The sequence below is a fragment of the Haloarcula sp. JP-L23 genome (assembly GCF_011602445.1).
Classification (GTDB): Archaea; Halobacteriota; Halobacteria; order Halobacteriales; family Haloarculaceae; genus Haloarcula; species Haloarcula pellucida.
The window spans coordinates 2101521-2122325 of record NZ_CP050014.1; the positions used below are offsets into that span (position 1 = coordinate 2101521).

General features: G+C 64.6%; 26 protein-coding genes. 12 read left to right on the top strand and 14 right to left on the bottom strand.

Annotated features, from left to right (window positions below; translation table 11 throughout):
• The first annotated feature begins 46 nt into the window (after positions 1 to 46).
• The 3 genes from G9465_RS10805 (at position 47) to G9465_RS10815 (ending at position 1810) form a co-directional block, all read left to right on the top strand.
• The gene (locus G9465_RS10805) at positions 47 to 1261 is read left to right on the top strand and encodes an ATP-grasp domain-containing protein (protein WP_166969824.1); all 1215 of its coding nucleotides are present in this window, start codon (positions 47 to 49) and stop codon (positions 1259 to 1261) included.
• A gap of 62 nt (positions 1262 to 1323) precedes the next feature.
• Positions 1324 to 1584: a HalOD1 output domain-containing protein gene (locus tag G9465_RS10810; RefSeq protein WP_166969826.1), complete on the top strand. Its 261-nt coding sequence runs from the start codon at positions 1324 to 1326 to the stop codon at positions 1582 to 1584.
• Positions 1585 to 1666: 82 nt separating this feature from the next.
• On the top strand, positions 1667 to 1810 hold the full coding sequence (locus G9465_RS10815) for a hypothetical protein (RefSeq protein WP_166969828.1): 144 nt from the start codon (positions 1667 to 1669) through the stop codon (positions 1808 to 1810).
• Positions 1811 to 1815: 5 nt separating this feature from the next.
• Here G9465_RS10815 and G9465_RS10820 read toward each other — a convergent pair whose 3' ends face one another.
• Positions 1816 to 2097: an ArsR family transcriptional regulator gene (locus G9465_RS10820; RefSeq protein WP_166969830.1), complete on the bottom strand. Its 282-nt coding sequence runs from the start codon at positions 2095 to 2097 to the stop codon at positions 1816 to 1818.
• 165 nt (positions 2098 to 2262) lie between these two features.
• Positions 2263 to 2805 carry a hypothetical protein gene (locus G9465_RS10825; RefSeq protein ID WP_166969832.1) on the bottom strand — a complete coding sequence of 181 codons (543 nt, stop codon included), beginning with the start codon at positions 2803 to 2805 and terminating at the stop codon, positions 2263 to 2265.
• Positions 2806 to 3168: 363 nt separating this feature from the next.
• Between G9465_RS10825 and G9465_RS10830 the strand changes: the two genes are divergently transcribed.
• The 4 genes from G9465_RS10830 (at position 3169) to G9465_RS10845 (ending at position 7495) form a co-directional block, all read left to right on the top strand.
• Positions 3169 to 4242, top strand: coding sequence for a DegT/DnrJ/EryC1/StrS aminotransferase family protein (locus tag G9465_RS10830; RefSeq protein ID WP_193571749.1), 1074 nt, complete (start codon positions 3169 to 3171; stop codon positions 4240 to 4242).
• A gap of 25 nt (positions 4243 to 4267) precedes the next feature.
• Positions 4268 to 5269 (top strand): Gfo/Idh/MocA family protein, encoded by a 1002-nt coding sequence (locus G9465_RS10835; RefSeq protein ID WP_166969834.1) that lies wholly within the window; start codon positions 4268 to 4270, stop codon positions 5267 to 5269.
• On the top strand, positions 5250 to 6620 hold the full coding sequence (locus G9465_RS10840) for a nucleotide sugar dehydrogenase (RefSeq protein WP_166969836.1): 1371 nt from the start codon (positions 5250 to 5252) through the stop codon (positions 6618 to 6620). The genes G9465_RS10835 and G9465_RS10840 overlap by 20 nt, the downstream gene beginning before the upstream one ends.
• 254 nt (positions 6621 to 6874) lie before the next feature.
• A complete protein-coding gene (locus tag G9465_RS10845; protein WP_227015530.1) occupies positions 6875 to 7495 on the top strand; it encodes a hypothetical protein in 621 nt (206 codons plus the stop codon).
• 622 nt (positions 7496 to 8117) lie between these two features.
• Here G9465_RS10845 and G9465_RS10850 read toward each other — a convergent pair.
• Positions 8118 to 8606 (bottom strand): DUF4147 domain-containing protein, encoded by a 489-nt coding sequence (locus tag G9465_RS10850; RefSeq protein WP_349674901.1) that lies wholly within the window; start codon positions 8604 to 8606, stop codon positions 8118 to 8120.
• Positions 8607 to 8874: 268 nt separating this feature from the next.
• On the opposite strand from G9465_RS10850, the gene G9465_RS10855 reads away from it, so the two are divergent.
• A complete protein-coding gene (locus tag G9465_RS10855) occupies positions 8875 to 10314 on the top strand; it encodes a dihydrolipoyl dehydrogenase (protein ID WP_166969838.1) in 1440 nt (479 codons plus the stop codon).
• Between the two features lie 8 nt (positions 10315 to 10322).
• On the opposite strand, the gene G9465_RS10860 is transcribed toward G9465_RS10855, so the two are convergent.
• Complete coding sequence (locus tag G9465_RS10860; RefSeq protein WP_166969840.1) at positions 10323 to 10496, bottom strand: DUF1059 domain-containing protein; 174 nt, start codon at positions 10494 to 10496, stop codon at positions 10323 to 10325.
• 241 nt (positions 10497 to 10737) lie between these two features.
• On the opposite strand from G9465_RS10860, the gene G9465_RS26080 reads away from it, so the two are divergent.
• Positions 10738 to 10872, top strand: a complete 135-nt coding sequence (locus G9465_RS26080; RefSeq protein ID WP_255491933.1) for a hypothetical protein — start codon at positions 10738 to 10740, stop codon at positions 10870 to 10872.
• A gap of 663 nt (positions 10873 to 11535) precedes the next feature.
• Complete coding sequence (locus tag G9465_RS10865) at positions 11536 to 11913, top strand: Hsp20/alpha crystallin family protein (RefSeq protein ID WP_166969842.1); 378 nt, start codon at positions 11536 to 11538, stop codon at positions 11911 to 11913.
• Here the strand turns inward: G9465_RS10865 and G9465_RS10870 are convergent, their stop codons facing one another.
• The 5 genes from G9465_RS10870 to G9465_RS10890 all read right to left on the bottom strand — a co-directional run bounded on the left by G9465_RS10870 (position 11914) and on the right by G9465_RS10890 (position 14620).
• Positions 11914 to 12105: a cold-shock protein gene (locus tag G9465_RS10870; protein ID WP_166969844.1), complete on the bottom strand. Its 192-nt coding sequence runs from the start codon at positions 12103 to 12105 to the stop codon at positions 11914 to 11916.
• Positions 12106 to 12250: 145 nt separating this feature from the next.
• Positions 12251 to 12643 (bottom strand): secondary thiamine-phosphate synthase enzyme YjbQ, encoded by a 393-nt coding sequence (locus G9465_RS10875; RefSeq protein WP_166969846.1) that lies wholly within the window; start codon positions 12641 to 12643, stop codon positions 12251 to 12253.
• Positions 12644 to 12674: 31 nt separating this feature from the next.
• Entirely contained in the window at positions 12675 to 13670 is a 996-nt protein-coding gene (locus G9465_RS10880) for a CapA family protein (protein ID WP_166973014.1), read from the bottom strand.
• Between the two features lie 21 nt (positions 13671 to 13691).
• Positions 13692 to 14144 carry a DUF2267 domain-containing protein gene (locus tag G9465_RS10885; protein WP_166969848.1) on the bottom strand — a complete coding sequence of 151 codons (453 nt, stop codon included), beginning with the start codon at positions 14142 to 14144 and terminating at the stop codon, positions 13692 to 13694.
• A gap of 50 nt (positions 14145 to 14194) precedes the next feature.
• Positions 14195 to 14620 carry a universal stress protein gene (locus G9465_RS10890; protein ID WP_166969850.1) on the bottom strand — a complete coding sequence of 142 codons (426 nt, stop codon included), beginning with the start codon at positions 14618 to 14620 and terminating at the stop codon, positions 14195 to 14197.
• Positions 14621 to 14742: 122 nt separating this feature from the next.
• Between G9465_RS10890 and G9465_RS10895 the strand changes: the two genes are divergently transcribed.
• Positions 14743 to 15267 carry a phosphopantetheine adenylyltransferase gene (locus G9465_RS10895; protein WP_166969852.1) on the top strand — a complete coding sequence of 175 codons (525 nt, stop codon included), beginning with the start codon at positions 14743 to 14745 and terminating at the stop codon, positions 15265 to 15267.
• 37 nt (positions 15268 to 15304) lie between these two features.
• Here the strand turns inward: G9465_RS10895 and G9465_RS10900 are convergent, their stop codons facing one another.
• A complete protein-coding gene (locus tag G9465_RS10900) occupies positions 15305 to 15727 on the bottom strand; it encodes a CBS domain-containing protein (protein ID WP_166969854.1) in 423 nt (140 codons plus the stop codon).
• 63 nt (positions 15728 to 15790) lie between these two features.
• Positions 15791 to 16051, bottom strand: coding sequence for a hypothetical protein (locus G9465_RS10905; protein ID WP_166969856.1), 261 nt, complete (start codon positions 16049 to 16051; stop codon positions 15791 to 15793).
• Between the two features lie 247 nt (positions 16052 to 16298).
• Here G9465_RS10905 and G9465_RS10910 point away from each other — a divergent pair, with 247 nt between their 5' ends.
• Positions 16299 to 16988: a plastocyanin/azurin family copper-binding protein gene (locus G9465_RS10910; RefSeq protein WP_166969858.1), complete on the top strand. Its 690-nt coding sequence runs from the start codon at positions 16299 to 16301 to the stop codon at positions 16986 to 16988.
• A 102-nt stretch (positions 16989 to 17090) separates the two neighbouring features.
• Here G9465_RS10910 and rdfA read toward each other — a convergent pair whose 3' ends face one another.
• The 3 genes from rdfA to G9465_RS10925 all read right to left on the bottom strand — a co-directional run bounded on the left by rdfA (position 17091) and on the right by G9465_RS10925 (position 20779).
• Positions 17091 to 17714: a rod-determining factor RdfA gene (gene rdfA, locus G9465_RS10915; protein WP_166969860.1), complete on the bottom strand. Its 624-nt coding sequence runs from the start codon at positions 17712 to 17714 to the stop codon at positions 17091 to 17093.
• A gap of 45 nt (positions 17715 to 17759) precedes the next feature.
• Positions 17760 to 19721, bottom strand: coding sequence for an archaea-specific SMC-related protein (locus G9465_RS10920; protein WP_166969862.1), 1962 nt, complete (start codon positions 19719 to 19721; stop codon positions 17760 to 17762).
• 275 nt (positions 19722 to 19996) lie between these two features.
• A complete protein-coding gene (locus G9465_RS10925) occupies positions 19997 to 20779 on the bottom strand; it encodes a TIM barrel protein (RefSeq protein WP_193571700.1) in 783 nt (260 codons plus the stop codon).
• Between the last annotated feature and the right edge of the window lie 26 nt (positions 20780 to 20805).

The following is a 20805-nucleotide window of genomic DNA, read 5'->3' on the forward strand; positions in this document are numbered from 1 at the left end:
CGGATATTGTGCTGCTTACTTTTGTTGGTCGTTCCGTCGAATCGCTATGGAAGAGACAGAGAGACAAAGCGGTTCGGCCGTCGTCGTATCGAACACGTCCGCCGCGTCACTGAGTCTCGTCAGAGCACTCGGTCAGCGAGGGATCAGAACCATAGCTGCATCGGAGCGTCCGTCCCCGCCGACGTTCGCCTCGAAGTACGTCGACGAACGCGTCTCGCTTCCTGACCCCCACACTTCCCTGCACGACTACCGTGACGTGTTGCTGGATATAGCCGCTCGCCCGTCGGTCAAGACCATCGCACCCGTGCGGGAAGAAGACGTGTTCGTCCTCTCGAAGCACCGGGAGGCGTTCGCAGAGCACGTTCGTCCGGTGTGGCCGGACCTTGAGACGCTGACAGTCGCCCACGACAGGGTGGCACTCGTCGAAGCGGCCCGGCGCGCTGGCGTCGACGCCCCAGAGACGTGGCTCCTCGACGAGGTACGCGACTGGGACCGCCGGCTCATCTCGAAATCCCGGTACGGACTGGTCACAGACCACTACGTCGATGGGATGCAACCGGATGCGGTTCATCCGACACCGAACACGCAATACATCGAACCGGGCGAACCCCCCGACGTCGAGGATCTCATCGAACGGATGGGTCACGTCCCCATCGTACAGGAGTTCGTCCCGGGCACGGAGTACACTGTCCGGGCGCTCTACGACGAGGGAGACTGTGTTCTCACGACACAGAAGGCGCTCCGTCGTGGCTACAAGTACCCGCGCGGGCCGAGCATCTACCACGAGGCCGTCGACATCCCGGACCTCCGGGAGGCGGCGCTGGCGCTGCTCGACGAACTGGAGTGGCACGGACCGGCCTCCGTCGGATTCATCCGCCACGAGGAGACTGGTGCGTTCAAGATGCTCGAAATAAACCCTCGGTTCTGGTCGTCGATGCCCTGTGACCATCACGCGGGCGTCGACTACCCGCTGTACTACTGGCACCTCGCAAACGGCGTGAGCGGGCCGTTCCACCCGCCGTACACCCCGGGAACGGCGTCACACCTCCTGCGTGGCGAAGCGGTCCACCTCCTCAGCGTCGTCACCGAGACGTACCCGTTCGTCCCCAGACCGTCGCTGGGCCGGACGGCGGCGGCGATGCTCTCGTCGCTGGTCACCCAGCCCCACTTCGACGTCCTCGACAGGGACGACCCGGGCCCTTTCGTCCGCGACCTGTGGAACACGGGGCGGTCGTTTCTCCCGAGCCGTGAGCGCGAATGAATAGTTGTATGATTTACAAACACGACAAAAATTATAAATAGCGATACTGTGTGTCGTTTCGTATGGAGATATGTGACACTGGGGGTGTCGACGACACCATCGAAATTCGGCCTGAAGAGGACGTCAGTACCGCAGTCGCGCGACGGCTCGCATCGACCATCGGCAAAAACCCAATAGAGATGACACCGATCGCGGAATCTATCGATCCGGATGCACTCGATAAGTTGTTCCAGAACGGTGATACGGATATAGAGTTCCGTTTCGAACACGAGGGGGCCACCGTCCGCGTCTCCAAGGCGGGCATCACCGTCCAGCAGAACTGACCCGAATCCTCCGGGGAAAGTTCCCCTTTCTAGGGCTAACCGATAAATTACGAAGTGCGTGTGCGAGTCAGTAGCATACTGCATGAGTGGTCATCTGACGTCGGACGAGTGGCAACGCATCACGGAGTTCGCACACACCCCGAAACACCGGCGGCGTCCGGAACAGCTACTCCCAAAAGAGGCGATAGCCGACGCTGAGGAGGAGTCGGATTCGCCGACCACCTGACCCGCTCACAGCATGTTCTCAGTCTCGATAGTGTTCCAGACGTCGAGACCCGGGTCCGTGATACCGTAGACCCGCCCCTTCCGGCGGTCTTCGGAGACGAGCAGCGTCACGAGGTCGGCGTCCCGTAGCTCTTGCAGCGCCCGGGAGACGTGTGCGATGCTGAGTTCAGTCTCGTCTGCGATGAGCGATGGCGTCGCCGGCCCCTCTGCCAATCGACGGAGCGTCTCGACGCGGTACCGGGAGCTTATCACGTAGCTGACCTCGTCCCACGGGTCCGACTCAGTCATCGGGACGCACCCCGTTGGTCGCCACCGGGTCCCCGGTCGGCGACGGCAGAACCGGCGGGACGTGCTCTCGGGACGCTATTCGTCTGGTTCGGTCGGGTCCGTACGGTCGTCCAATCGCGTCGATTGCCGCGTGTGACCCGGTCTGGTGTGTGGTGTATCGTGCCATTACTGTTCTCTGAGCTCGGGGGGACGGGCGGTACTGCGCCGTCTGTGGTCGGCGTACTGTGCGACTGTGACCGAGAGGAAAACGAGGACCACGACGCTGCCGAGCGTGTGCGGCGACAGCCCCGTCAGCACGCCGACGTCGACGGCCGAGGCGAGGAAGGCGGTCCCGGCGACGAGCGAGACGATGCCGTTGAGTCGCGGCCAGTGTACCGCGGGCGGGACCGAACCGAGATAGCGGTCGATCTCGCCTGTCGCGTCCGTCTCGGCGACCGACCGCGCCTCCTCGTCGTACTCGACGAACCCGGTGGCTTCCAGTTTCGGGATGTGTGACTGATACAGGGAGACGTAGACGCGTTTCTCCTCGGTCGCGCTTATCTCCGACGGCGGGACGTCGTCCTCGTACGCACCGATAAGTCGGGCGAGGCGCGTTACCTTCATCGGAGACTCGGACTGCCTGAGCGTCGCGAGGATGAAGCGGCGACGGCTGTTGCTCAGCACCTCGAAGACGGTATCGCGTGATATCCGCTGGTGCTGTCCTGTCATCACTCCCTCCGGACTTGACGACGTCGAGGGTTCGGGCGTCTGGGTCGTGAGGCCACTGTTGAGAGACCATCACAGGCACCGACCTTTGTTACGTATCACATATCATACGGAGTTCGCTCGGTATCCCGGGCGAAACGAGTGGGTAGCCACGTAGTATCCAGCCCTCCTCGGCGGCGGATACGGTCACCCCCGGGCCCGAGTGAAGTCTGCACCTTCGTGACACAGGGCGCGCATAACAATGACTTCACTTTGCCTGCCGCAAACCGTGATAGCTGTACAATCGAAGCTGACCGAGCGGCGTCGGCACTGGTCGCCTGTTGGCGGTGAGCGGACGTGACCGACGCCCGCTCGATCGACACCGGGATGTCGATAGCTGCACCGGACGTCGGTGAGGCCGAGTTGCGCCGTATTCGGTCCGTGTTGCAGTCCGGCCAGTTGAGCGGCGGCGACGAGGTAGACGCCTTCGGTGACGAGTTCGCGACGTACTGTACAGTTGCATACGGCGTGCCGACGAGTAACGGTACGACGGCGCTCCACGCGGCCCTCGAAGCGCTCGGGGTCGGTGACGGCGACACCGTCGTGACCACGCCGTTTTCGTTCGTCGCGACGGCGAACGCAATCAGACACGTCGGAGCGACGCCGGTGTTCGCCGACGTCGATCCGCAGACGTACAACTTGGACCCCGCGAGCGTCGAGACGACGGCCGAAGCGGTCGACGGCGTCGACGCCATCCTCGCCGTCCACCTCTATGGCTGTCCCGCCCCGATGGCGGAGTTGCGGGCCATCGCCGACCGACACGACGCCGTACTCATCGAAGACGCTGCGCAGGCCCACGGGGCGACTTACCGCGGCGACCCCGTCGGGAGTCTCGGCGACGCCGCCTGCTTCAGCTTCTACCCGACGAAGAACATGACCACCGGGGAGGGCGGCATGGTGGTCACCGACGACGGCGCCGTCGCGGACCGCCTCTGGCAGTTCATCGACCACGGCCGCGACGGCGACGGGAACCACACCACCGTCGGCCACAACTTCCGGATGACGGACGTGTGTGCGGCTATCGGGCGAGTGCAACTGGAGAAACTCGACGAGTACGTCGCGGCGAGACGCGACCACGCCGCGGCGTTCGACGACGCTGTCGAGGACACCGACCTCGTCGCGCCCGTCGAACCGGACGACTGTCGACACTCCTATCACCAGTACACGGTCCGCTGTGCCGACCGGGACGCCTTGCGGGCCCACCTCGACGACTACGGCGTGCCCTCTACCGTGTACTACCCGACGCCGATTCACGAGGAACCGGCCTACGACGACGTGGACGCGTCGCTCCCGGAGGCGGAACGGGCCGCAGAGGAGGTGCTGTCGCTCCCTGTACACCCCGGCCTGTCGTCACGGGACGTTCGTGCTATCACCCTCGCTCTCACCGAACTCAGACAATGATTATCGCCCTCAGAGAGGTCCCACGATGAACAGCACAGAACCACTCGCCGCTGGCGTCGTCGGCGTCGGAAGCATGGGGACACATCACGCCCGCGTGTACAACGAGATACCGGGCGTCGACCTCGTCGGCGTCGCGGACGCCGACCCCGTGTCCGCCGCCGAGACGGCCGCGGAGTACGGTACGTCCGTCGCCGACCCCTCCGATCTGCTGCAGGCCGTCGACCTCGTCTCCGTCGCCGTCCCCACGCGGTTCCACTACGACGTCGCGATGGAGGCAATCGAGGCCGGCGTCTCGGTCCTCATCGAGAAACCGTTCGTCCGTGACCTACAGAACGGGCAGGAACTCATCGACCGCGCCGCGGAGGTGGGCGTCAAGTTACAGGTCGGCCACATCGAGCGCTTCAATCCCGTCGTCGACGTGTTGCAGGACGTCCTCGCGGACGTCGAACCGATAGCCGCTTCCGCGCGCAGACTCGGACCCCCCGTCTCCCGGGACGTGAACGACGATGTGGTGATGGACCTGATGATACACGACATCGACGTGGTCTGTTCGCTGTTCGACGACGAGGTAGTGGGCGTGACGGCCGTCGGGGCCTGCGACGGGGACTACGCCGACGCGCAGATGGAGTTCGCGGGTGGGACCGTCTGCTCGCTGACTGCGAGTCGAATCACCCAAGAGCGCATCCGCGACCTCTCCGTGACGACCCGCGAGTGTCACGTCGCCGTCGACTTCATGGACCAGTCGATGCGCATCTACCGCCACTCGGACCCGTCCTACCACACCGAGAACGGCGACGTTCGGTACACGCAGGAGAGCATCATCGAACGGCCGGCCGTCGAGAGCGACGAACCGCTCAAGCGGGAACTCCGGTCGTTCGTCGAGTGCGTCAGCGACGGCACCACGCCGCGCATCACCGGCGAAGACGGTCTCCGAGCGCTGTCGATAGCCCGCGATATCAGCAACGTCGCGTCCTCTCGGAACCTGGGTCTGGAGGAGGTGAGTATCAGTGACTGCAGTACGACCTGAGCGCTCGCTGTACGCCGCCGACAGCGGTGACCGGGCGCTCCAGGAGGCGTTCGTCGAGGGCGCGTTTCCGGTCGCGGTCTACGGCCTCGGGAAGATGGGGCTCCCGCTTGCAGCCGTCTTCGCCGATCTCACCGGGAACGTCACCGGCGTCGACATCGACCCCGACGTCGTTTCCGCCGTCCAGCGTGGCGAGTCGCCGGTCGAGGGCGAACCGGGGCTCGCGGAGTTGGTCGCCGAGACGACCGCGGACGGGTCGCTCCGGGCGACGAGCGACCCTGCCGGCGCGGCCGCCGACGCACGGTTACACGTCGTCATCGTTCCGACGCTGTTGGACGAGACGAAGGACCCGGACCTCTCGGCGCTGCTTGCGGCCGTCGACGCCATCGCAGAGGGGCTCTCACACGGTGACCTCGTGGTCGTCGAATCGACGGTTCCCCCGGGGACCACTCGCGACGTGGTCGCGCCGCGACTCGCCGAGCGGAGCGGACTGGACCCCGGCGAGTTCGGCGTCGCGTTCTGTCCGGAACGGACGGCCAGCGGTCGCGCGCTCGAAGACATCCGCGGCGCGTATCCGAAAGTCGTCGGCGGCGTCGACGCCGAGAGCGAACGCGTCGCGAGTCTGCTCTACGACGAGGTGACGAGCAACGAGGTCGTCCGGGCGGGCGACGCGACGACCGCCGAGTGCGTGAAAGTGTTCGAGGGCATCTACCGCGACGTCAACATCGCGCTGGCGAACGAACTCGCACGCGTGGTCGACCCACTCGACGTCGACGTGAGTCGGGCCATCGAGGTGGCCAACACGCAACCGTTCTGTGACATCCACGAACCGGGGCCCGGCGTCGGCGGGCACTGCATCCCGCTGTACCCCCACTTTCTCACGTCACAGGTCGAGACGGACCTCCCGCTGATAGAGACCAGTCGCTCCGTCAACGACGCGATGCCGGCCTTCGTCACGAGTTCAGTCGTGCAGTTGCTCGGTGACCGCGGCCTCGATGTCGCGGACGCCGACGTGTTGTTGCTCGGGGTCGCCTACCGCGCGGGCGTCGACGAGACGCGAAAGGCACCGGCCAGTCAAATCGCGCGCTACCTCTCGAAACTCGGTGCGTCCGTCTACGCGACAGACCCCGTGGTCGACGTCGGCGACGTTCCGGACCTCGAAGCGACGCCCCTCGACCACGACGCCATCGAATCGACCGCTTCGCAGTTCGACGCGGTTGTCCTCGTCACGGCCCACGAGGCGTACGACACGATAGCGTACGACGCGTTCGAGAACGGTATCGTGGTCGACACGCGCGACGTCGTCGAAAACGCGTCGATACCCGTTTACACTATCGGACGTGGGCGTTCGTAGCGCGATTCGCCAGCGAACTGGCAATCGGTCACTACCACAGTATAGTGGGTGTGTTCTCGACGCGTAACGATCCCCACAATGTATCAGATATAATAAGTAACAAAGTATTAAGTGCCAAAAGCGTGTGTCATTTGACACGCTCTTGGGTTCGGACGGGCGCAACTGTCGCGGCTACATCTGGGGGTGTGGCCAGCGCACTGCCGTCGGCGTGGCTGACACCGCCGCCCGTTTGCCGGACCGAGGAGGGCTTCAACATGAGCACGCAGGACCAACCCACCACCGGCGCTGGCATAGAGGACCCGACTCCCGACGACACCGAATCAGTGGAGACAGAGGCGAGCGGCACCGAGACCGAACAGAGCGAACCAGACGACTTATCGCTGGATCTGATATTCGAGATTCTGAAGAACAGTCGGCGACGCGAAGTACTTCACTACCTCCGCGATCTCGATTCCGACGAGCGCGTCGCGCTCGGGAAACTGGCCGAACACGTCGCTGCGATAGAGAACGACACGACGATGGACGCGCTGACGTCGAGCCAGCGCAAACGTGTCTACGTCGGTCTCTACCAGTGCCATCTCCCGAAGATGGACGACATGGGCGTCGTCGACTTCAATCAGGACCGCGGCCACGTGGCGCTGGCACCGGCCGCAGAACACCTGATGGAGTACCTGGATCGGCCGAGCGACGAGGCCGTCGTCGACTGGCACCACTACTACGCCGTCGTCTCCGGTATCGGCATCGCCATCCTCGGACTATCGGCCATCGTGGGATTCACCGACGGTGTGTTGCTGACGCTGCTGGGTCTGGTGGTGGCGACGTTCGCGTTCTGTTCCGGCGTTCACTGGTTAGTCGACGCCCGAACCGACGACTGACGCCGCCGTTCGTTACTGCACCGGGACACCACTTCTCGTCGGTCTCCGATCGGAGAGGTCGTACCACGGCGACGCGAGAGGGCGGTCGACGACCGGTTCGTCGGTCACTGGACAGCGTAACCGGCGACACAGAAAGACGCGTCTCGGCGGGCAGTCGAGTCAGAGTGAAGACGGGGTCGGCCAGCCGGGTTGTACGAGTCGGATGGGGTACACGGGTAGGCTAGCTGACCCCTCGGTGGTCTGCGTCGGACACAAGTGGGTGGTGTACCTTCGGATGGTGTTTGCAGTACGCCGACTGATAGCGCACCGTCACAACGGCGCGACATCGTGCCGGCACCAGAGGCGATGGGAGCCATCGGCATTGTTAAAATCACCTTACAACCGGTCGAATCGATGGCTGTGGCTCGATATCGAAGTCTGAGCGGGGAGTGGTCGAGCGACGACCCGTCTCGTGGTAGGTGGTGCTTACGAACGGTTGTGAACGATTCGCCGCCGGTGTGACCAATCCTGTCTCAGGAATTACATCAACCACAACGTCGTTGACGTTTGTTCCAGTCGGCCCGGTGTAGAGCGTCGCCGCGACGCCGTCGAGATAGCCGCCAGCGTCGTGTCCACGCAACGCCTACAAGAGCGGATTGTAACCGGCGTCCGCGGCCGCCGCTGCCGCCGCTTCAAGCGCCTCCGAGTTCGTCCCGACGAGGTGTGTCTCGGCCCTATCGAACGCCGCGTCGCCGGCGCCGGGCATCTCCCGAACGTCGCCCGCCGCGCCGGCCTCCAGAGGGGTCCTGACGGCGGCGGGTACGGCTACGTCGTAGCGGTCGAGCACGTCGAGCGTGTCCGCGTGCGTCGTCCCGTCGGGGACGGTCGGCTCGCTCCCGACGACGGACAGGTCGTTGCCCACCACGTCGCTGAGCGCGAACGTGACGACGGTCGCGGGCGCGGCGAGGCGAGCGAGTTGGCCGCCCTTGGTGGCCGAGAGGTGCTTGCGGACGGCGTTGACGGCCTCGATTGGCGCACCGCTTTCGAGCAGTCCGGTCGTCGTGGCCCGACGGTCCGCAAGCGAGAGGTCGCCCGCCGGCGCTGTCAACAGCGCGCTCGCCCCGCCGGTCACGACGAACAGGACGAGCGCCGACGAGTCGGTCGTAGTTCCGGCCGTACAGCATCGTGGCCGGGTCCTCGCCGAACCCGGGGACGTTCCCGTAGCGGCCCGAGGCGACGTCTAGTTCGGCCGCTTTGGCGAGTCCCTCGCGCGCCCACGTGACGGTCGCGTCCTCTGGCACGTCGGCGACAGTGCCTCCGAGGTACCGGTTCGATGGTCGACAGCGCCGACCGGTGCCGACGGGACGGACATTGATAGTGTGTGGCAAACAATCAACGGTATGGAAACGTTCGATTTCGTGGTCGTCGGGTCCGGGTCCGGTCTCAGCGTGGCGAGCGTGGCGGCCGACCGGGGCCAGTCCGTCGCCGTCGTCGAGAAGGGACCGCTGGGTGGGACCTGTCTCAACCGTGGCTGTATCCCCTCGAAGATGCTGCTGTACCACGCCGACGTCGTGGAGACGGTCCGCCGCGCCGACGAGTTCCACGTCGACGCGACGGTCGACGGCATCGACTTCGAGACCATCGTCAGGGAGGTGAACGAGACGGTCAGCGAGGACGCGGCGGCCATCCGACGGGGCCTGCGCCACTCGGACCAGCACACGCTGTTCGAAGGCGAGGGCCGGTTCGTCGACGAGCGAACGATAGAGATAGTCGACGGGACCGACACCGGGACCCGTCTCCGGGGCGAGACGGTCCTGCTAGCCGCGGGCACCAGACCGTCGATACCGCCCATCGACGGTATCGAGGACGTGGACTACCTGACGAGTACCGACGCGCTCCGGCTAGAGACGCCGCCGGACCATCTGCTCGTCGTCGGCGGCGGCTACATCGCCGCCGAACTCGGCCACTTCTTCGGAACGTTCGGGAGCGACGTGACTATCGTCGGCCGCCGCCCGCACCTGCTTCCGGAGGCCGACGAACAGGTGGCGGCGTGGTTCACCGACCGCTACGCCGACCGCTTCACCGTCCACACGGGTCACGCGGCGACGGCCGTCTCACAGTCCGACGGCGAGGTGACGCTGACGGCCCGGCCCTTCGAGTACGGCCCCGACGGCGGATCAGGGAGCGTCGACGAGAGCGCCGACGCCGTGACGACGACCGGCGACGCGTTGCTCCTCGCGGCCGGCCGGCGGCCCAACACGGACATCTTGAACGTCGACGCCGCCGGCGTCGAGGTGGACGACGACGGCTTCGTCGAGACGGACGAGTACCTCCGGACCACCGCCGACGGCGTCTGGGGGCTGGGCGACGTCGTCGGCGAGTACCTCCTGAAACACAGCGCCAACCACGAGGCGCGAGCGGTCATCCGCAACCTGTTCGGCGAGGACCGCTCGCCCGTCGACTACACCGCGATGCCGTTCGCCGTGTTCGCCTCGCCGGAGGTGGCCGGCGTCGGCGACCGCGAGTCGGACCTCCGGGCCGCGAACCGGGAGTACGCCACCTCGACGTACCGATACGAGGACACCGCCCGCGGCAACGCGATGAAAACCGAGGGACTCGTGAAGGCACTCGTCGCGCCGGACGGTGAGATACTGGGGACACACATCGTCGGCCCGGACGCCTCAGCGCTGATTCAGGAAGTCGTCGTCGCGATGAAGTCCGGGTCCGGGACAGTGAGCGACATCCGCGAGTCCGTCCACGTCCACCCGGCCTTGCCCGAGGTGGTCCAGCGTGCGTTCGCCGGGCCGTTTACGCACGGCGGTCACGACCACCACGGGTAGCTTCGGTGTCACCCGGCGTCAGCGGTGACGTCGACGCTCTCTATCCCGTCCCGCACGTCGTTTTCGCCGACGGTCATGTCGTGTTTCTCGCCGGCGTGGTTCTGTACTAGCTCCACGACTTCGTCCTCACTCTCCGACCGGACCATGAAGTCACAGGTGCTACAGCTATATTGGTGTGCCATTGGGTATCACCAGAGGTACCTCTGGTGCTGTGTTCGTCGGCGTGACGTGGTAATAGTATAGCGGTGCTACCGCGTCCCACAGTGTCGTCGCCGGCGACAAGTTGGACTTTCAGGCGGCGAACGGGGTCGTAGCGACGGTTCTCGGTGGAGTACCCACGACAGGACTGGAGAACGACAGTCGTCGGCCACAGCCGTGACAGCGCACCACCATCGTGGTGCTGGGGCGTCTCTATCCGCGTGTATGGCCGATACCAAAGAGAGTCGTGACGAGAACGAACGACAGCGGGAGCGGGAACCGGACGAGGAACTGGAAGAACGAGCGGCACCGGAACGACACGAGGAAAAAGCGTCGGCAGAACGCGCGGCCGACGAGTGAACCGACAGCCGACCGGTGCCAGTTCCGGCGCGTCCGCTCGGACGAGTGTGGGTCGGCGGTGCAGTACACACGCTGACTGCGCCGCCCGGAAGGCGGTGGCACACACGGACCGGTGACTCCCAGACACGCGGCCCGGTCTTGGGTTCGGACGTGCACCACTGCGCTCCGCTTTGGCCGTCGAGACTCGCTTCCGACCTGGGTCGCGAGTGTCGGTATCGTCGCGTCGTGGCCGAGGTCAGGACCAGTGGAGGCCTCGACCAGGACTGCGACGGATTCACTTTGTACAGTCACTCATATGAGCATACGCGAATTACTTCCCTCGAAGGTCCGGTAAGGGAATGTAATCGGCGGCGTTCGAGGCTGCTTGACGAGGTAAGTCGGCGTTTGCCGGGCGTGGAGTGGCACGGGACCAGTGTGGGCCGACTCCGGCGTGCCGGCGGCCGAGTAACGGCCGAACAACGTCGGTAAACGGCGTCTGCGCCACGTGGCCGCACGGTATCACTTCGGGCCGTGTGAGGACTCGTCGGGAGTGTCGGCGTCGGGGCGTGGACGCTACAGAACCGGCGCGCCGTCCCGTCGACGGCGGGTGGATGGCCACTGAGCGTCCGCTTCGTCGCCACGCTTATCGTTAAGACGCTCCGACTCCTCAGCCTACGTGCCAGCATGACGCCACGACGAGAGACCAGTCCGTCCCGGCGACGGGCGACCACGAGACCACCGACGACCGGCGTCCCCTTCCCGGTAGACGTCGTCGACCACGGCGACGAGTACTTCGTCGCCGCCGAACTGCCCGGTATCAGGAAACAGGACATCGACGTCACCGTCTGGCGGAACCGGGTCCGCATCGTCGCCGACACCGACGGTGACGTGACAGAGGGGACGTATCTCCGCCGCGAGCGGGGACTTCCCGGCCGAAGCAGAGTCGTTCACCTCCCCGAAGAGGTGGAACACGACGCCGTCGAGGCCTCCTACGACGAGGACGGCGTCCTTCGACTGACGCTACGGAAACGAGCGCGACGACGGCGCGTCGACGTTTCGTGACTAGACGCGCCGGAGGTTGGCGGCACGCGGGCCCCGGTCGCTCTGTTCGACGTCGAACTTGACCTCCTCCCCTTCAGTGAGGTCCGGGTCGATGGCCGACTGATGGAAGAAAACGTCCTCCTCGCGTGCCTCGGTTTCGATGAATCCGTACCCCTCCTCGTCGTGCACGAACCTGACGGTACCTGTCGGCATGGTTCGTAGTTGGGCCGGGCCGTCCCTAAGTCTATACCTCGGTCGCCTCCGGGTCGCTCTCGTCCAGTAGTTCGACGACGCCGCGTGTGCCGTCGACGCGCACGCGGTCACCCGTATGGCGATGGATAAGGCCAACCGACGCTCACTACGACGGCGTCGTCGTCACGTCCACTGTGCGCGTACGTGGACCGTCACACTCCACGAACAGGACGGACTGCCACGTGCCAAGTGCGAGGTCACCGTCACGCACCGGGACGGCGACGCTGCACCCGAGGAGCATCGCTCGCAGGTGGGCGTCGGCGTTGCCGTCGAGTCTGTCGTGGCTGTACTGCTCGTCTGCCGGCACGAGGCATTCGAGCGCGTCTTCGAGGTCGGTAAGCAGTCGTTGCTCGCGTTCGTTGACACAGACGCCGGCGGTCGTGTGGCGGACGAACACCGTACAGACGCCTTCTTCAACGTCGTCCGGGACGGCCGCGGCCACGTCGTCGGTGACGTCGACCACCGTGACGCGTTCGTCAGTGTCTATCTGGAGACGCATGGTCACCGATAGACGACCCCCGATGATGAAGCTAACCGCCGAGCGCACAGACGAGCGCCTCGCCGGCCCGGTCGAAGGCGGTGCCGAACGGTTCGGACAGGGTACGCATTCGCTCGCGACTCCACGACGCCGCCTCGTCGCTGGCCTCGTGGACCGCGAAGTCGGCTATCTCGGTCGGGTACAGACGGAGTTCGGCGGGACTCCCCGACGGCGTCAGCGATAGCTCGAACAGGAAACTTCGGTCGTTTCGCAGTGACGGGTCGACGGCGTAGTCGTCGACGAAGTCGCCCGTGTCGTAGAGAATCGGACGGCCGTCGTACACCTCGATCCCCTGGAAGACGTGGGCGCTGTGGCCGTGGATTACGTCGACGCCGTCGTCGACGAGCCAGTGGGCGAACTGCTGGAACGCTTCGGGGGGTTCCGTCTCCATGTTCGGCCCCCAGTGCAGGGAGACGATCAGCAGGTCCGGGTCCCGGGAGCGCGCCTGTCCGAGCGCCGTCTCGACGGTCCGGCGCGTCTCGGCGTCGTCGACGTCTATCTCGACGTAGGCCGTCCCGGGCGTGGTCGCCGTCGCTGCGTACTCGGGCGTGTTGTCGGTCAGGGAGACGACGGCGACGGTGCGGTCACCGACGGGGAAGAACGCGGGTTCGAGTGCAGCCGATTCGGTCCGACCGGCGCCGGCGTGGGCGATGTCTGCGTCGTCCAACTCGTCGAGTGTGTCGAGGAGCGCCGGTTCCTCGTAGTCGAGGACGTGATTGTTCGCCAGCGCACAGCAGTCCACGCCCGCGGCCTCCAGCGCGGGAACCGCCCAGTCCGGCGTCGCTCGGAAGTGGAACGTCCGCCGAGTGCGACGCCACTGTTGCCCGCGCGCCGAGAGACAACATTCGAGATTGATACAGAGGCCGTCGAGGGTCTGTATCCGGTCCAGCATATCGCCCCACACCGCCCCCGGCGCCCGGGCCAGTTGCTGTTCGTCGACGAGACGGCCGAGCATTACGTCGCCGGTCAGACCGAGTCGAAGCGTCATGAGTCGGTCCTGTCGCGCCATTCACTCCTGTGACCCGCCCCCGGTCTGGCCCTCCTGTGCGTCACCCCACCCGCCGGCGTCGACGACTTCGAACAGGTTGCCCCAGCCTTCGTCGTCGTCGCTCTCGGGGAGTTGGTCGCGGAGTTGCCGGAAGTCCGACGGCGGCACGACCGACTCGACGAGGTCGACGACGACCCGCGCGTGGTACGCGGCGTCCGCCCGGTCTGCGTTCTCGATGTCGCTGACCCGCGTGACGAACTCGGCCCAATCGAACCGCTGGCCGTGTTCGTGGACGGCGCCGGTCATGTACCAGCGTATCTCCATCGGGAGTGATGCGGCCAAATCCTCGGCCGCGTCCGCCGGGATGCGCTCCCCGAGTGTCAGCAGCGTCGCCCGAATCGCTCGAAGGGTCCTGCCCGTATCGGGTAGTTCCAGTCGGTGCTGTATCGTTCCGGTGAACTCGTCGAACTCCATACAGTCGGGTCAACGACACGACAGGTAATCAATGGAGTGGGTCCCCAGACTCAGGGTTGCGGTGCCGCTTCGACGATGAGCACCTCGCGGTCGGCTTGCTCGGTGACTTTCCGGCCGACGCCGGAGAAGTGTTCTTCGTGCGAGCCGTGTTCGCCGATGACGATAATGCCGGCGTCCACCTCGTCGGCGTAGTCGAGGATAACGTCCTGCGGCAGGCCGTGGCGAGTCGTCCCCTCCACCTCCACGCCGGTGTCTTCGGCCATCTCGCGCACGTCGGCGACGCACATGTGGGCGTGGTCCTCGGCGAAGATGGTCGCCAGTTCGGCCGAACTGAGCGCCGGTTCGTTGAACCGTCGTTCGTCGACGACGCAGATGACGTGCAACCGCGCTCCCTCCTCGGCCGCGATGTCGATTGCGCGTTCGGCGGCCGCACGAGCGTACTCGCTCCCATCCGTAGCTAACAGGATACTCTCCATAGTCGAACTTCGCGCCGACGATAGTTATAATTATGTCACTTCTGTGCAGTGCTCGAGTCCGGCCCTGCTGGCGCCGCTGGGAGCCCCGCACTTATACCACGGTGGCGGTCGAACGCCTGTCCATGTCCGACACAGACCGCATCGCCATCCTCGGTGGGACGTTCACCCCGCTACACAACGGCCACCGTGCGCTCCTCCACAGCGCTTTTCAAACAGCGAGTCACGACGGCGAGGGCGACGGCCACGTCATCGTCGGCCTCACCTCCACCGACCTCGCCAGCGAGACGCGGAGCGACCCCGCACACGCCGAACTCCTCGGGTCGTTCGACGACCGGCAAGACGCCCTCACGGCGACGCTAGACCGGGTCGGGGACGCGTACACGGCGAGCCACGAGGTAGTGAAGATAACCGACACCTTCGGCCCGGCCGCGACGCGAGAAGACGCCGACGCACTCGTCGTCGCACCGGAGGGCAAGGCCCAGCGACGGGCCCACGAACTCAACGACGTGCGAATCGAGCGCGGATATCGACCGCTCGAGATTCACACCTCCCCGTTCGTCGTCGCCGAGGACGGCAAGCGAATTAGTAGCACCCGGATTCGAAACGGTGAGATAGACGTCCACGGCCAGTTACTCCACGACGAGTGAGAGACCACCGTCGGTCTCTCCACCCTCCATCTCACACTCAGTACGGCGGCGACTCCGCCTCGATAACGCCGGCGAGGTTGTCCAGTTCGTCGGTGAGCAACACGACGAGGTCGTCGAGCGTCACGATTCCCGTGAGGTTCCCCTCCCCGTCGACTATCGGCATCCTGCGGACGGCGTGTTCGAACATCGCCGCCGTCGCCTCGAAGACGCCCGCGTCGGTGTGAATCGTCGCCGGCGTTTCGGTCATGACCTCTTCGGCGGTGACGTCGGCCGGGTCGGCGCGCGGTTCGACGACGTGGAGTGTCAGGTCCCGGTCGGTGACGATACCGACTGGGTGCCGGCCCTCGACGACGACGACGCTCCCGACGTCCTCTTCTTTCATCACCGTGGCGAGGTTTCCGGTGGTCTGGTCGCGCTGTGCGGTCATTACCGCCGTTCGTGCGATGTCTTGGACCGTCATGACGTTCCGATAACACGTTGCTCCGCATACGTAATAAGCGTACGTCTCCCCCCGAGAGAGCGGTCAGTCTGAGGACATATCGGTCTCCGGGTCAGCGAACGTCTCGCCGAGGCCGTCGTCTCTGATCATGGCCGAGACGGACTCCGAGAGCGTCTGTGACCGACCGTCGGCCTCGAACGTGATCTCTCGGGACACCGAGGCGCTCCGTGCCTGTTCTTCGACCAGTTCGTCGGTGCCGGTCACCTTCACGAAGATGGCTTCTAGATGGTCGTGCTGGGTCGTTTCTCCACTATCTCGTTTCGAGGTCGACTGCCTGTTACTCATCGGTCACCACCCGACACTCTCCACCACTGTCGATCCATATTATCATACAACATATTTCGCGGCACACGGGACCGCGTATTTAGTATGTACCGCCCACACCCTGCTAGGAACGACCTATCCCTCGCGCTCTCGGCAGCCATCACCGTAGCGAACACGTAATCGGCCGATAAACGCAATCTAAGCCCCTTTTCTGCCTGTCTCGGTAACGGTCACAGGTGGCTTTATCGCTGGAACCGAAAGATATCGTATGGGACGTGTCCACGATTCTCTACAGGTGACTCGACGAGGCCTCCTTCGCGGTATCACTGTAGCCGGCGGTGTCGGGCCCGCATCTACGGCCGGGTCGGCACGGACAGACGAGACTGGCACTCGGAGGGGTACCGAGACGCCGACGGGGAACGCTACAGCGACCGAGGGACCACAGACGGGTGGCGAAACGACGGATAGCGGGGGTGGCACGGTCACCATCGCGATGACGGACGACCTCGTGTTCGACCCCGACGAAACGACCGTCGAACCCGGAACCACTGTCGTCTGGGAGAACGTCGGTGACGTCGGCCACACGGTGACGGCCTACGGGGACGACATTCCGGACGAAGCCGATTTCTTCGCGTCGGGTGGCGTATCGAACGAGGAGGCGGCCCGGTCAGCCTACCCCGATCAGGGGAACGTCCCCGGCGGTGCGACGTTCGAGCACACGTTCGACGTCCCCGGCGAGTACGGATACTTTTGTATCCCCCACGAAGGCGCTGGCATGGTCGCTACCCTTACCGTCGGTACGGCGGGCGACGGCAGTGGTGGTAGTGGACCTGACGGCGTCCCACAGGTTCCCGAATCAGTACGGACTCTCTCCATCGGTGCGACGGCACTCGCACTACTGGTCGTCGGGTTTGCGTTCTTCTTGCTCAAGTACGGTGGCGACTACGGCGACGGCTGAGTCACCACGGCGGTCACTCGTCTCAGACGGCACTATCGCCGTCCGACGAGTAATCTGTCAGTCAAGTTGTATAAGCATAACATACCGGCCGACGACAGCCTGTTATGCAGTGTCCATGAGACAGTCACAGCCACCGTTGTCGATGAACTCTGTGACGGCGTACTGTGTACCACACCGCTGACAGAGAACCTGCGCGTCGACGAACACCTCGAACTCCTCGACGGCGATGCGGTCGGTGTCCCGTAGCTTCTCGATGCGGTCTTCGGTCACCGAGAGCGTCCGGGTCAGTAACCGCTGGATGCTCTCGCGGTCGTTCGCCCGCTTTTCCTCGTCGGAGGGTTTTTGATACTCGGCGCCCCGCCACTCCTTGAGGTACGAGCGGATCGCCTGATAGGTGACGAAGTCCCGTTCGAGCGACTCGACGTCGAGTCCCTCTCGTTCCAGTCGGGTCCGGGTGTCCGTCCGGACCCCCGTGCTGACGTCGTCGGCCGTGAGGTTCCGGTAGGTCGTCTCCACGTCACTGTCGAGGGCGGCCTGTCCCGCGTCTCTGAGCGCCTGTTCGAGGAGTTGCTTGTTGAAGTAGTCGGCGAGGTCCCTGAGACTCATCCGCTCGTAGCCGTCGCCGGTCCACCGTAGCTCTAATTCCGCCCCCATCTCGTCGAGGCCGTACTCGTCGAGGAGCCGTGCCACCTTACTCGACGGGCGGTCGTCGGTGCTTGAACTCATTCTCTATCTCCCCTTTCGCAACTGGGCGTAAAAAGGCTACTGGGCTCAGATGGTGGTGACGCGAGCGTAGTCGTCGTCGAGGGCCTGTGCGTCCTCTTCGAGCAGCGCGATGACGAGGAAGTCCGCGGCGTCGGCGAAGTAGTCGACGAGCGCGGCGATTCGGTCGGCGTCGATGGCCTCGAGCGAGTCCAGCAGCATGAACGGCACCGTCTCGTGGAGGTCGTGGACGAGGTAGCCGGCCAGCGCGAAGATGAGGCCCACGACTTCTCGTTCGCTCTCGCTTAGGTGGTCGATGGTGTCCTCGTAGGCCGCCCCGTTCTCCGTGGTTCGGACGATGTGGAGTTCGAAGGCGCTCTTATCGACCTTTCGCCGCCCCTCTCGGACCGTGCGTTCGATGCGTTCTATCCAGACGCGGTCTAAGTTCTCGTATCCGAGGATGTCGAGCACGGCGTCCATGTGCTCGTTGAACGCCTCGACGGCTTCGGTCTCTATCTGGCCGACCTTCGTGCGCTTGTCGGTGAGTTCGTCGACGAGTTCGTCGCGTTCCTCGCGGAGGTCCTCGGCGCGTTCGACCATCGCCTCTATCTCCGCTATCTCCTCGCTGACGTCGTCGAGGTCGGATTCGAGACGGTCGATGTCGAACTCTAGCTGGTTGGCCTCGCGGTGGAGGTCGAGGATGTCCTCGAAGTCCTCCGATTCGAGTTCTTCGACGGCCGACTCCAGCGTTTCGACCTCGTCGGTGAGTTCTTCGCGCTGGTCCTTCAGCGAGTCGACCTGCTCGGTCCGCTGTTCGAGTTCGTCTTCGACGTCGTTTAGTTTCCGTTCGACCTCCTCACGCCGGTGCTGTTTCTGCTCGGCCTCGCGCTTGTCGCTTTTGAGATCCTCGAGGTCGCTCTTTATCTCCGAGAGGTCGCTCAGTTTCTCCTCCCGGAGGCTCTGGAGGCGGTCGACGGTGTCCTCGATCTGTTCGCGTTCGACCGAGGAGCCACAGGTCCAGCAGACGACCGTCTCGTCGTCGCCTTCGAGGAGCTGTTCCGTAACGGACCCGTTTGCGGCCTCGTCGCCGCTGTCTTCGAGCGTTCCGAGGACCTCGTAGTCCTCGGATTCGAGGCGTTCCTCGTTGTACTGGATCAGGCTCTGGAGGTCCGAGATGTCGTTGTTGAGGGTCTGTCGCTTTCCTCGGAGCCGTTCGATTTCGCTCTCTAAGTGTTCCATGTCCCCCATCGGGGTCTCGGGCAGGTCCGCCAGTTCGTCGGAGAGGTCGCTCCGTTCCTGCTTGAGCGAACGGATGCTCGTTTCACGGGACTCTATCTTCTGGCGGAGGGATTCGAGGTCCGACCGGGTACTGCGCAGGTCGTCGAGTCGCTCTTCGAGTTTCTCCTGTTCCCGACGGCTCTCCTGGATGTCGTGACTGCTCTCGTCTATCTCTTTTTCTTTCTCGGCGAGTTCCTCGCGCTTGTCCTCTATCTGTTCGCGCAGGGAGTTCCGCCGCTGTTCGAGGTCCGGAAGGTCCCGTTTTCTGGACTCGATCGTCGCGAGTTCGTCGTTGATGTCGTCTTTCTCCGCTTCGAGGCGCTGTATCTCCTCTTTGATGGCCTCGGTGTCGACCGGACGCATGATGACGTCGCGGAGGTCGTCGCCGCGGGCGACGGACTGCCTGGCCTCGTTGGTTTCGAGGAGGAAGGCAAAGAGGTCCGCGACCTCGGAGTCGTCGAGGTAGCTCTCTCCCGAGAACTGCACGCTGTCGCCAGCACGCTTCAGCGTGCGCTCGTACACTTCGTCCTCGTACTCGAACGTGACGCGCCCCTCGTCGGCGTCGCCCTTGAGCGTCGCCTGACGGCTTCCCATCGCAGCCATGATCGACTGGAGGAACGACGTTCTGTTCGTCGCGTTCTCGCCCGAGAGGATGGTTACGCCGGGCGAGATGTCGAGTTCGGCTTCGTCTATTCCGCCGATGTTCTCGACGGAGAACCGTGCCGAGTTAGTAACTTCTTCTGGGGTCGACATACACCAACTCTAACGTTGTAGTGTAATAAATCTTCTTTGTTAGTCCACTTCCGAGCGCTCAGACGGCTCCGCCGATAGCCGACGGACGATTTGGATAACACACGTACTATTGTGATTCTTTATCGTCGGTGACCGCGCTTATCTCACCGCTAAACGCGGGCGGACAATCGGCAACCCGAGGCGTCGACGCACAACCGGGGGGAACGGGACGGCCGGGGCCGTCCGACCGGCTCTTCCAACGTTACGGGGCGCTCATCGTCTTAGTAATGAACTGCTTACGACACGTCTCGGCCCGGTCGTAGCTCTTCCAGCGAGAGGCCGGCGCGAATCGCGCTTCCGGGGTCCGTTCGGGCCCGGTACTCGAACCCGACGTAGCCGTCGAATCCCGCCTCGTCGACAGCGTCGAGGATGTTCGGGTAGTTGAGTTCTCCCGTCCCCGGTTCGTACCGACCGGGCACGTCTGCGATGTGGACGTGGCCGATGTCCTCGACGTTCTCGGTCATCGTTTCGATGATGTTGCCTTCGGTCACCTGCTGGTGGTAGACGTCGTACAGGAGGGCGACGGCGGGGCTGTCGACGGACCGCACGACGTCGAACCCGACGTCGGCCGCTTCGAGGAAGTAGCCGGGATGGTCGACGGCGGTGTTCAGCGGTTCGAGGACCAGCGTGACGCCCGCGTCCTCGGCGGTCGGTGCGGCGGCACGCAACCCCTCGGCGACCAGTTCGCGCTGTCGCTCCTCGGTCACGCCCGGTTGGTCGTCGCCGGTGAGGACGAAGAGGGTCGGACAGTCGAGACGCTCGGCGACCGCGACCGACCGCTCTATCTCCGCGACCGTCTCGTCGAGTCTGTCTGGGTCGGTTAGCGGGCCCTCGGTGCCGACCATCCCGACGAGGTCGAGGTCGGTCGACGCCAGCGTCCGCTCGACTGCGTCGAGGTTCTTGTCCGCCCACGTCCAGAACTCCACGGCTTCGGCACCGAGGGACGCGACCGGCTGAAACCGGTCGATAAACTGGCGGTCGGTGTACAGCATCTCGAGGCAGACGGAGAACGGGAGCATCAACGCGCCCTCCTCGGGGTCCGCGT

Excerpts from the sequence above, each read along its gene's own strand:
- G9465_RS10925 (WP_193571700.1), bottom strand. The coding sequence starts at position 20,779 with ATGCTCCCGTTCTCCGTCTGCCTCGAGATGCTGTACACCGACCGCCAG.
- G9465_RS10855 (WP_166969838.1), top strand. The coding sequence starts at position 8,875 with ATGGAAACGTTCGATTTCGTGGTCGTCGGGTCCGGGTCCGGTCTCAGC.
- G9465_RS10830 (WP_193571749.1), top strand. The coding sequence starts at position 3,169 with ATGTCGATAGCTGCACCGGACGTCGGTGAGGCCGAGTTGCGCCGTATT.
- G9465_RS10835 (WP_166969834.1), top strand. The coding sequence starts at position 4,268 with ATGAACAGCACAGAACCACTCGCCGCTGGCGTCGTCGGCGTCGGAAGC.
- G9465_RS10900 (WP_166969854.1), bottom strand. The coding sequence starts at position 15,727 with ATGACGGTCCAAGACATCGCACGAACGGCGGTAATGACCGCACAGCGC.
- G9465_RS10875 (WP_166969846.1), bottom strand. The coding sequence starts at position 12,643 with ATGCGTCTCCAGATAGACACTGACGAACGCGTCACGGTGGTCGACGTC.
- G9465_RS10880 (WP_166973014.1), bottom strand. The coding sequence starts at position 13,670 with ATGACGCTTCGACTCGGTCTGACCGGCGACGTAATGCTCGGCCGTCTC.
- G9465_RS10905 (WP_166969856.1), bottom strand. The coding sequence starts at position 16,051 with ATGAGTAACAGGCAGTCGACCTCGAAACGAGATAGTGGAGAAACGACC.
- G9465_RS10895 (WP_166969852.1), top strand. The coding sequence starts at position 14,743 with ATGTCCGACACAGACCGCATCGCCATCCTCGGTGGGACGTTCACCCCG.
- G9465_RS10870 (WP_166969844.1), bottom strand. The coding sequence starts at position 12,105 with ATGCCGACAGGTACCGTCAGGTTCGTGCACGACGAGGAGGGGTACGGA.
- G9465_RS10860 (WP_166969840.1), bottom strand. The coding sequence starts at position 10,496 with ATGGCACACCAATATAGCTGTAGCACCTGTGACTTCATGGTCCGGTCG.
- G9465_RS10920 (WP_166969862.1), bottom strand. The coding sequence starts at position 19,721 with ATGTCGACCCCAGAAGAAGTTACTAACTCGGCACGGTTCTCCGTCGAG.
- G9465_RS10805 (WP_166969824.1), top strand. The coding sequence starts at position 47 with ATGGAAGAGACAGAGAGACAAAGCGGTTCGGCCGTCGTCGTATCGAAC.
- G9465_RS10865 (WP_166969842.1), top strand. The coding sequence starts at position 11,536 with ATGACGCCACGACGAGAGACCAGTCCGTCCCGGCGACGGGCGACCACG.
- G9465_RS10885 (WP_166969848.1), bottom strand. The coding sequence starts at position 14,144 with ATGGAGTTCGACGAGTTCACCGGAACGATACAGCACCGACTGGAACTA.
- G9465_RS10910 (WP_166969858.1), top strand. The coding sequence starts at position 16,299 with ATGGGACGTGTCCACGATTCTCTACAGGTGACTCGACGAGGCCTCCTT.
- rdfA (WP_166969860.1), bottom strand. The coding sequence starts at position 17,714 with ATGAGTTCAAGCACCGACGACCGCCCGTCGAGTAAGGTGGCACGGCTC.
- G9465_RS10820 (WP_166969830.1), bottom strand. The coding sequence starts at position 2,097 with ATGACTGAGTCGGACCCGTGGGACGAGGTCAGCTACGTGATAAGCTCC.
- G9465_RS10815 (WP_166969828.1), top strand. The coding sequence starts at position 1,667 with ATGAGTGGTCATCTGACGTCGGACGAGTGGCAACGCATCACGGAGTTC.
- G9465_RS10825 (WP_166969832.1), bottom strand. The coding sequence starts at position 2,805 with ATGACAGGACAGCACCAGCGGATATCACGCGATACCGTCTTCGAGGTG.
- G9465_RS26080 (WP_255491933.1), top strand. The coding sequence starts at position 10,738 with ATGGCCGATACCAAAGAGAGTCGTGACGAGAACGAACGACAGCGGGAG.
- G9465_RS10845 (WP_227015530.1), top strand. The coding sequence starts at position 6,875 with ATGAGCACGCAGGACCAACCCACCACCGGCGCTGGCATAGAGGACCCG.
- G9465_RS10890 (WP_166969850.1), bottom strand. The coding sequence starts at position 14,620 with ATGGAGAGTATCCTGTTAGCTACGGATGGGAGCGAGTACGCTCGTGCG.
- G9465_RS10810 (WP_166969826.1), top strand. The coding sequence starts at position 1,324 with ATGGAGATATGTGACACTGGGGGTGTCGACGACACCATCGAAATTCGG.